The organism is Micromonospora sp. DT4 (genome assembly GCF_049841675.1).
GTDB lineage: Bacteria > Actinomycetota > Actinomycetes > Mycobacteriales > Micromonosporaceae > Micromonospora.
Map to the genome: position 1 here is coordinate 1 of NZ_JBNCKT010000173.1, position 7,706 is coordinate 7,706.

Here is a 7,706-nt window from a genome sequence, read left to right on the forward strand (position 1 = left end):
GATCGACCCACCGTATGAGCGCATAACCACAGGTCAGACCGATTCGGCCGCCCATCTACTCACGCTGAACAGCTACGGCGGGATGTCATGCGCGCTGAGCTTGATGCGTTTATTTTTCATGTCTATGGGCTAAGTCGTGAGGATATTGCCTACATAATGAATTCATTCCCGGTAGTCATGAGGACTGACGAGTTGGCTCATGGAAGTTACCGAACCAAAGCCCTTGTCCTTGATGCTTACGACCGCATGGTGAGGGCGCAGGATGCAGGAATCGAGTTCGCGACTGATCTCGCCCCGCCACCAGGGCGCGGTCCCCGTCATCCGGCTGGTCTGAGCGGTAGGCGGTAGGGTTCTGGGGCGCTTCAGAGTAGCCCAAGTCGGCCGATTCCGGCTGGCCGTAGGCCGGGCTTGATGCGCCAGGCGGTCAGCGACGCCGGCGGCATCCCCTGGGAAGGAATGTTGTGTGACTCGGTCGAATCCGTCGCTATCTCCGGTCGGTGCGTGGTTCGTATTTATCATGAGCCCGGTCCCAGATGGCCACGCTGGGATTGCGGTGCTCCTCTAGTATTTGCACCTGTAGCGCATGGGGCGAATCCGATTGGTCGGTAAAAATAGGTGCTACGATCGGCTGCGTAATCGGCCTGATGTATGCAGCTGGCGCGCCTCCATCGCCGCCACTGATGGAAGGCGAAAGCGTCAATGATGATGTCGATGTCACCATCGCCCCTGCGCACGGATTCGCGCCGACCATGTATTCCGGCTCGCAGAGCCGGGCAAAACGGTTGAGGAATCGCTTGATTGCTTTGCGGCCTTGCCCCGGCCCTCTGCATGAGAGGGAGCCGCGCCGGCATACTGCCATGATCGTCTGCAGCTTAGCGATAGAGAATACGGGGTGTCGTGGCTGCTGAATGATAAAGTGTCCTGCTGCAGCCAAGGATCGAGCTTGGAGATTCCAAGTGCTCTAAATGTTTTATCCCGAATTGTCGGCCACGAACACGCCGATGCCCGTTCGGCCGACCAGCTCGTCGCGCTCGATCATGGAGTCGAGGGCGCGGCGGATGGTCATGTGGCTGGTGTCGTACTCCTCGGCCAGGAGGCGTGCGGAGGGGAGCTTGCTCCCGGGCGGGTAGATGCCGGCCTTGATCTTCGCGCGCAGGTCATCTCTGATCTGTCGCCAGAGTGGCTGCGCGTACGGCATGAGGCCAGCAAAGCAGCCGATTTCCCAGCCGTGTAAATCATCCCCATCCTGTATTTACAGGCTTTATAAGTTTGCTAGGATCTCCTCGGGTGAACGAGGGAGGGGCGTAGGTGTGCGGTGGAAGTGGTTCTTGCGGGCGGGGAAGGTCGCGGTGGACCTGACCGGGCAGGTGGTGCCCGACGGGGACGCGCCGGGGCGCTGGCGGCGGAAGGCAGTCGAGAACGTCGTACCCGATGGGGTCCAGACCTCGCGGTGCGACGGCGCGGTCGTCTACGAGTGGCCCGCGCGGCGGCGGGCGGCGGTCGGGCTCAACGAGCGCGCGGACCGCTACCGGGGGCAGCCGCCCGGCCAGCGGCGGCGGGAGGGTTCCGATGGTTGACGCCATGGGCTCGACGGTGCCGCGCCGGCAGCTCGGCCGGGTGTTGCGGGATCTTCGCACCGAGGCGTGCATGACGCTGGACGCCGCGGCCGAGGCGGTGCAGTGCAGCCGGCAGAAGATGTGGCGGGTCGAGAGTGGCCTCGGCCCGGTGCGCGGGGTCGACGTGCGGGCCATGTGCGAGCTGTACGGGGCGCGGCGCGAGCTGACCGCCGCGCTCGTCGCCCTGGCGGGGGAGACGCGGGCGAAGGGCTGGTGGCACGCCTACGGCGACCCCGTACCCGACTGGTTCGACCTGCACGGCGGCCTGGAGTCCGCCGCGTGCCGGCTCCGCGAGCACGCCGGGGCGCTGGTCCCCGTGCTCTTGCAAACCCGGGGGTACGCGTCAGAGACCTGCCCGCGCCGGCCCGGCGCGACCGACGAGGAGCGGGAACGCTTGGTCGAGGCACGGCTGCGGCGGCAGGGCCTACTGCGGCGGCGGCTGCCCCGACCGCCCCGGTTCGAGGTGATGCTCTGCGAGGCGGTGCTGCTGCGCGAGGTGGGCGGCGCGGCGAGCATGGTCGAGCAGCTCCGGCACCTGGCGGAGGTGAGCCGGTTGCCGCACGTGTCGATCCGGGTGCTGCCGTTTGCCGCCGGCGCACACGACGGGGCGCTCGCGGGCTCGTTCGTGTTGCTGGACTTCCCGCTGGGTTTGCGCGTCGACCCCGAACCGTCGGTCGTCTACCAGGAATCGTTGACCGGGGCGCTCTACCTCGACCGGCCGGCGGAGGTGACCGCCTACGAGCAGGCGTGGGTGGGGCTCGACGCGCTGGCGCTGAGCGAGGAGGAGTCCCGCCGGCTGATCGTCAAGACGGCCGAGGAGGTGCACCACGGCTGAGCTGACGGTGACCGGGGTGTCGCGGGGCGTTGTGCCCGGTGCTGCGCCGACTGGCGCGTACCCTTTCTGGACCGGCAGCGCGCAGCGGCGGAGGAGGTGACGATGGCGACTGAAGATTCGTCGGCTGTCGACCTGACGCTGCGGGCGGTCGGGCCGGCTACGGAGGGCGGTCGCCTGCCGCTCGCCGAGCTGTCCCGGCTGGCGAGCGGGTTGCAGGCGGCCCTGGAGTTGCTGGCACTGAGTATTGCCGGCAAAACCACCGGCCCCGGCCGTCGGCCTCGCGAGATCGTGGACGCGGTACGGCTCGACTTCGTCGGATTCCGAGCGGGTTCGGCGTTGCTGGACATCGCGCGAACCGGGCAGCTCTCGCTCGACGAAGGAGTGTTGGAACAGGCGCTGACGGCGCTGGAAGAGGGCACGAACCATCTCCGTGAACGACCGGAGGTCCTGCCACCTCACTTCGGCCCGCAGGTGCTCAACCAGCTCAGAAGTCTGACCGGTGGGATCAGCGCCAGGAGCGTCACCCGAGTGGAGCTGTGGCAGGGCGACCGCACCCGGTTCGTGATCGACGAAGCGCTACACCGAGCCGTCCGCCGGACTTCCCTTGAAAAGATCGCCCAGGAATCGACGATCGTCGGCCGCCTACACATGGGAGATTTCTCCCCCGCGACCCTGCGCTGCCGGATCGACACCTACGCCGGAAGTATCCTCTGTGACTTTGACTCTGACCTACGGGACGCCGTGCTGGACGCGATGGACCAGGTGGTGATGGCAGAAGGCGTCGCCGAGCTCGAACCCAACGGCACGACAATCCACATTCTGCACCTGTCGAGCCTGCACAGGCTCGACTCTGCCGAGCCGAAAAGTTTGGACGGCATCGCCAGGGCGCAGGGTGTGACGCCGGTCCGTTCGGTCGACGAGCTACGGGGGGCACCGATCGGCGACATGAACGACTTTCTGGCCGCGCTGCGTTCGGCCAGAGGTGAGGGTGAAGGCCAGTGAAGCGGGTCCTCGTCGACACTGATGCGTTCTCGACCATCTGGCAGGGAACCGATGACCACCTCGCTCAGCAGTTGATTGGCTCGACGCCCATCCTCAGCTTCGCGACCATCGCCGAGCTGCACTACGGCGCGGCGAAGGCGGGATGGGGCGACCGTCGTGTCCTGGGCCCTCGACGAGGCGGTCCGGCGCTACGTGGTGGCCCCTTACGACCAGGAACTGGCCCGGCTGTGGGGACGGCTCAAGGCACAGGCCCAGTCCGCCGGCCATGCGCTTGGGCAGACGGCGCAGACCAACGATCTTTGGATCTGTGCCACGGCGATCCGCTACGAGGCTCCGCTGCTGACATTGAACCGCAGGCACTTCGACAGTTTCCCCGGGCTCGTCGTACTGCCCTGACGACCGGCTGACACCCCTTGCCGTTCAGGGGAGCGCAGGGGCGGTCGGGGGGCCGGACCGGTACCAATCGGTGGCACTGCGTACCGAACGAGTGAGCAGGGGCAATTGTGCGATGACGCCCGCGGTCGTTGGCCGGGGGTCTGGCCTGGGTTGTCCGGGTAGTGCGACGATCCTGACCGACGCCGAGGGCAGGGAGACCGGAATGGACAACAGCGTGCATTTGCTGGGGGAGCTTGCCCGGGAGGCGGCCCACCTCGGCGGGGTCGAGTTGCTGCGCCGCTTCGGCGACCACGGTCGGATCGACCACAAGTCCTCACGGACCGACCCGGTCAGTGCGGCCGACCGGGCGGTGGAGGAGGTGGTCGTGGGCCTTCTGCGCAGACGGCGGCCCAGTGACGGCATCCTCGCCGAGGAGGGCAGCGCCCGGGACAGCGGCTCCGGGTTGCGCTGGGTGATTGACCCGCTGGACGGCACCGTCAACTACATCAGCGGCATCCCGTTCTGGTGCGTCAGCGTTGCCTGCGAACGGGCGACCCCGGACGGCTGGGCTCCGGTGCTCGGAGTGGTCCACGACCCGGTGCACGACGAGACCTACCATGCCGTGTCGGGTGCCGGCGCCTGGTTGGGAGAGCGGCAGTTATTAATACGTCGGACCGGCCGCACCGGCTTGGACGAGGTCATCCTCGCCACCGGCTACGCCTACGACGTCGCGCATCGCAAGACCCAGGCCGACATGATCGCCGATCTCGCCGCCGACATACGAGGCGTACGGATGCTCGGCTCCACCGCCCTGGCGCTGGCCTGGGTCGCGGCCGGCCGGATCGATGCGTACGTGGAAGACCGCGCGTCCCCCTGGGACTGGGCTGCGGGCCGGGTCATCGCCGCCGAGGCGGGCGCGTCGGTGGAGCCGCTCGGCACCGGAGTGCTCGCCGCACCCCCGGAGCTGGTCGGCCAGCTACGCTCCCGCGTCAGGGCAGCCGGTTGACCAGCAGTTCGTAAACGGCACGGTCCTTTCCCGGCCCCTTGAAATCCTCCGTCACCTGCACACCGTCGACCTCCCGGCCACCAGGGACGTTGCGGAACCCGAGCGTGAGCCACGTCCGGTGCGCCGCCCGGTTCTCCGGCTCCGACGTCAGATACAGCCGGTGGCAGCCCCACTCGGCGGCGCGGGCCCGCACCGAGTCGAGCAGCAGCCGGGCCACTCCACGTCGGCGGAAGTCGGGATGGGTCATCACATCCTGCACGTAGATGTCGGCCGGGTCGTCCTGGCTGCGGAACGCGATCACCGCACCGGCCAGCGCGCCGGCCTCCACCGCCACCGGACACGTCGACGAGAACAGCCGCGCGTACAGCCAGTAGTCCGACGAGGTACGCGGCCGTACGTACGGTTCGCCCAACGCCATCAACCGTTCCACGTCGCCGGTCAACTCCGGCCGCAGCGGGCTCACAATCACCATGTCTCCTCACCCGGGTGGTGCACCGCCGCGACAAGTTGCTGAGCGACCAACTCGGGATCCAGCCCTTCGGTGACGCTGCGCCCAACGATCAGGATGTCCCAGTCCGCGCTGGTCAGCACGTCCCGGTCACTCGGGCCGAAGCCACCTGAAACGGCCACCGGCAACCGCGTCCACGACCGGATGGCGCGCACCCGCGCCAACGGACGGCGGGTGCCGACGCCGATGTCGATGTCCGTGGTGATCGCGAAAGCATCCACCCCGGCGCGCTCCATGTCCCGCACCCAGGACTCCGAAAGCGCGCTGCCCGGCACGTCCAACATCACTGGTACGCCGAGCCGGCGTCCCGCCTCGGCTGCGGCCGCCACACTGGCCACACTCGCCGGTCCGATCAGGAACACCACATCCGCACCCGCACCGGCGGCCAGTGCGACCTGCTCCCGGCCCCAGTCCGCGGACATCATCTCCGCGACGACGACGACCTGCGGGACATCGCGTTTGATCCGCTCGATCGCCTGAATACCATGCTGTTTCACCAACGGATCACCGACCTCGACGAAATCCACGCCGGCGCGTGCTGCTGCCCGAGCCACCGCCACAGCCTGGTCGAGATCGGCCAGATCCAGTGCGACCTGGATGGTCCGGGCACCCCGCAGTCGCCGGAACGCCTCGCGCGATACCGGCGCGTCCCAGGGCACATCGGCCGCCCGATCTCCCTCCGGATCGAGCGCCTCCGCCTCGCGCCGCACCAGCCACGACTTGGCTTGGCGTCCCAGGCCGGCGAGGCGACGCCGGTCGTCCGCGTTCAGCGTGGTCCACCCGGTGCGCGACTCCCGCAACAGGCCGAACAGCGCCTGCTCCGTCGCCGGATCGACCGATGCAGGACCGAATGCCGGCAGCAATAGCCGCATGCGCTCCAACAGCACTCCGACATGGCGGGGCGGTGCCATCCAGGCCGGCTCGACGGCCATCAACCGTGCCGCCCGAGCCGACATCTCGGTGGCGGGCGATCACGTCGACCTGCTGCTCGATGAACGCCAGCCGCAGCTGCTGCACGAGCGGGCCGAGCCTGCTGTCGCGGGCAAGCGAATGGGCAACCATCGCCTCCCACAGCGCAGAGCTGAACTCCACAGCGAAGGCGACCGGATCGACATCCACAGCAGAAACGTCTCGTCCTGCGGGAGCCGACTGCGAAACCGGCCAGCCCATCGGTCCAGGCTGACCGATCGGCTCGTCCCGGCTCGTACGAGGCCCGGCTGCACGATTCACCGCCGCACGCCGTCCTCGGCGAAGAAGTCCAGACAGACCAGCTCCAGCAGCTGCCGGCTCGATTCGTCGACATCCGGCGCGGCGACCGCCAACGCCTGTCGCAACGCCGCGCGGCAGACCGCTTCGAGGTCACGGTCGAGAGCGGGCGTACGAACGGCGGATGCCGCTCGCCGACCAGCGGCGATACTGAGGCTGGTCAAAATCTCGGCGGCGAACTCAGCGATGAGGGACACACCACTCCCGATGGCTCATGCCTGGTGCGTACCGCGCCGGGCTCCAGGATTTGAGTATCTGTCGCGTTGCTGACTGTTGGACACCTCCACCTGCCATTCATTCCGGGCGTACCGATCGTGTGTTGCCCGGCGGGTCGATGATCTGTTTGGCTTACCGATTCAACGGGCAGGTCCACACAAGACGGAGGCTGGGATGGTCGCGGCTGCGGAGACCACGCTGCAAGGTCTGCTGGAAGGCGCGAAGCAGTACCAGGTTCCGCTCTACCAGCGCACCTACTCGTGGGGCCGGGCGCAGTTCGAGCGACTGTGGGGCGACGTCCGCAAACTCGCCGAGGACCGCGTCGGCAACCCTGCCGCCACCCACTTCATCGGCTCCCTGGTGCTCGCTCCGAGCCCGGCCAACGGTCCCAGTGGCGTGGCTGAGTACCTCGTCGTGGACGGGCAGCAGCGGCTCACCACGCTGACCATCTTGCTCTGCGCCATCCGTGACCACCGGGCGAAACACGAGGACCCGAAGCACCTCGACCGGCTCAACCAGCAGTACCTCACCAACCCCTGGCAGCAGGAGCCGCGCTGGTTGAAGCTGGTTCCGACCCAGGCCGATCGGGAAGCGTACCGGGCCTGCGTGGAGTCGACCCCGCAGCCCGGCGAAGACGCGGTGGGTGCCGCCTACCAGTATTTCCTCAGTCAGCTCGGCGCCGCGGACGGCCCGGACGACCCGTATGACATCGAGCGGATCGAGCAGGCGGTGATCACCGGCTTGGCCCTGGTGTCGGTCACCGCCCAAACCGGGGACAACGTCTACCGGATCTTCGAGTCGCTCAATATTGACCCGTAAGGCAAATAGTTGATGGTCAGGAGGCGGCGTAGCGGACTTCGGGCTTGCGGAACAAGGATTTCA

10 protein-coding genes are annotated in these 7,706 nt (G+C 67.6%); 6 read left to right on the forward strand and 4 right to left on the reverse strand.

Translation table 11 applies throughout. The features are described from left to right. Nucleotides 1-970: 970 nt before the first annotated feature. Nucleotides 971-1,198: a GntR family transcriptional regulator gene (locus ACLQ24_RS27665; RefSeq protein WP_425894675.1), complete on the reverse strand. Its 228-nt coding sequence runs from the start codon at nucleotides 1,196-1,198 to the stop codon at nucleotides 971-973. Nucleotides 1,199-1,310: 112 nt separating this feature from the next. Here ACLQ24_RS27665 and ACLQ24_RS27670 point away from each other — a divergent pair, with 112 nt between their 5' ends. From ACLQ24_RS27670 to ACLQ24_RS27690, 5 genes are all read left to right on the forward strand, one after another. After that, complete coding sequence (locus ACLQ24_RS27670; RefSeq protein WP_425894676.1) at nucleotides 1,311-1,577, forward strand: hypothetical protein; 267 nt, start codon at nucleotides 1,311-1,313, stop codon at nucleotides 1,575-1,577. Beyond that, the gene (locus tag ACLQ24_RS27675; protein WP_425894677.1) at nucleotides 1,570-2,451 is read left to right on the forward strand and encodes a helix-turn-helix domain-containing protein; all 882 of its coding nucleotides are present in this window, start codon (nucleotides 1,570-1,572) and stop codon (nucleotides 2,449-2,451) included. The genes ACLQ24_RS27670 and ACLQ24_RS27675 overlap by 8 nt, the downstream gene beginning before the upstream one ends. Before the next feature lie 210 nt (nucleotides 2,452-2,661). After that, the gene (locus ACLQ24_RS27680; RefSeq protein WP_425894678.1) at nucleotides 2,662-3,453 is read left to right on the forward strand and encodes a hypothetical protein; all 792 of its coding nucleotides are present in this window, start codon (nucleotides 2,662-2,664) and stop codon (nucleotides 3,451-3,453) included. A 156-nt stretch (nucleotides 3,454-3,609) separates the two neighbouring features. Then, nucleotides 3,610-3,849 carry a hypothetical protein gene (locus ACLQ24_RS27685; RefSeq protein ID WP_425894679.1) on the forward strand — a complete coding sequence of 80 codons (240 nt, stop codon included), beginning with the start codon at nucleotides 3,610-3,612 and terminating at the stop codon, nucleotides 3,847-3,849. Nucleotides 3,850-4,051: 202 nt separating this feature from the next. Beyond that, nucleotides 4,052-4,834, forward strand: coding sequence for an inositol monophosphatase family protein (locus ACLQ24_RS27690; RefSeq protein WP_425894680.1), 783 nt, complete (start codon nucleotides 4,052-4,054; stop codon nucleotides 4,832-4,834). Here ACLQ24_RS27690 and ACLQ24_RS27695 read toward each other — a convergent pair. The 3 genes from ACLQ24_RS27695 to ACLQ24_RS27705 form a co-directional block, all read right to left on the reverse strand. Next, complete coding sequence (locus ACLQ24_RS27695) at nucleotides 4,818-5,306, reverse strand: GNAT family N-acetyltransferase (protein WP_425894681.1); 489 nt, start codon at nucleotides 5,304-5,306, stop codon at nucleotides 4,818-4,820. The genes ACLQ24_RS27690 and ACLQ24_RS27695 overlap by 17 nt on opposite strands. After that, complete coding sequence (locus tag ACLQ24_RS27700) at nucleotides 5,300-6,274, reverse strand: orotidine 5'-phosphate decarboxylase / HUMPS family protein (protein ID WP_425894682.1); 975 nt, start codon at nucleotides 6,272-6,274, stop codon at nucleotides 5,300-5,302. Before ACLQ24_RS27700 ends, ACLQ24_RS27695 begins: the two co-directional genes overlap by 7 nt. 294 nt (nucleotides 6,275-6,568) lie before the next feature. Continuing rightward, entirely contained in the window at nucleotides 6,569-6,805 is a 237-nt protein-coding gene (locus tag ACLQ24_RS27705; protein WP_425894683.1) for a hypothetical protein, read from the reverse strand. Nucleotides 6,806-6,998: 193 nt separating this feature from the next. Between ACLQ24_RS27705 and ACLQ24_RS27710 the strand changes: the two genes are divergently transcribed. Then, nucleotides 6,999-7,643, forward strand: a complete 645-nt coding sequence (locus ACLQ24_RS27710) for a DUF262 domain-containing protein (RefSeq protein WP_425894684.1) — start codon at nucleotides 6,999-7,001, stop codon at nucleotides 7,641-7,643. The last annotated feature ends 63 nt before the right edge of the window (nucleotides 7,644-7,706 follow it).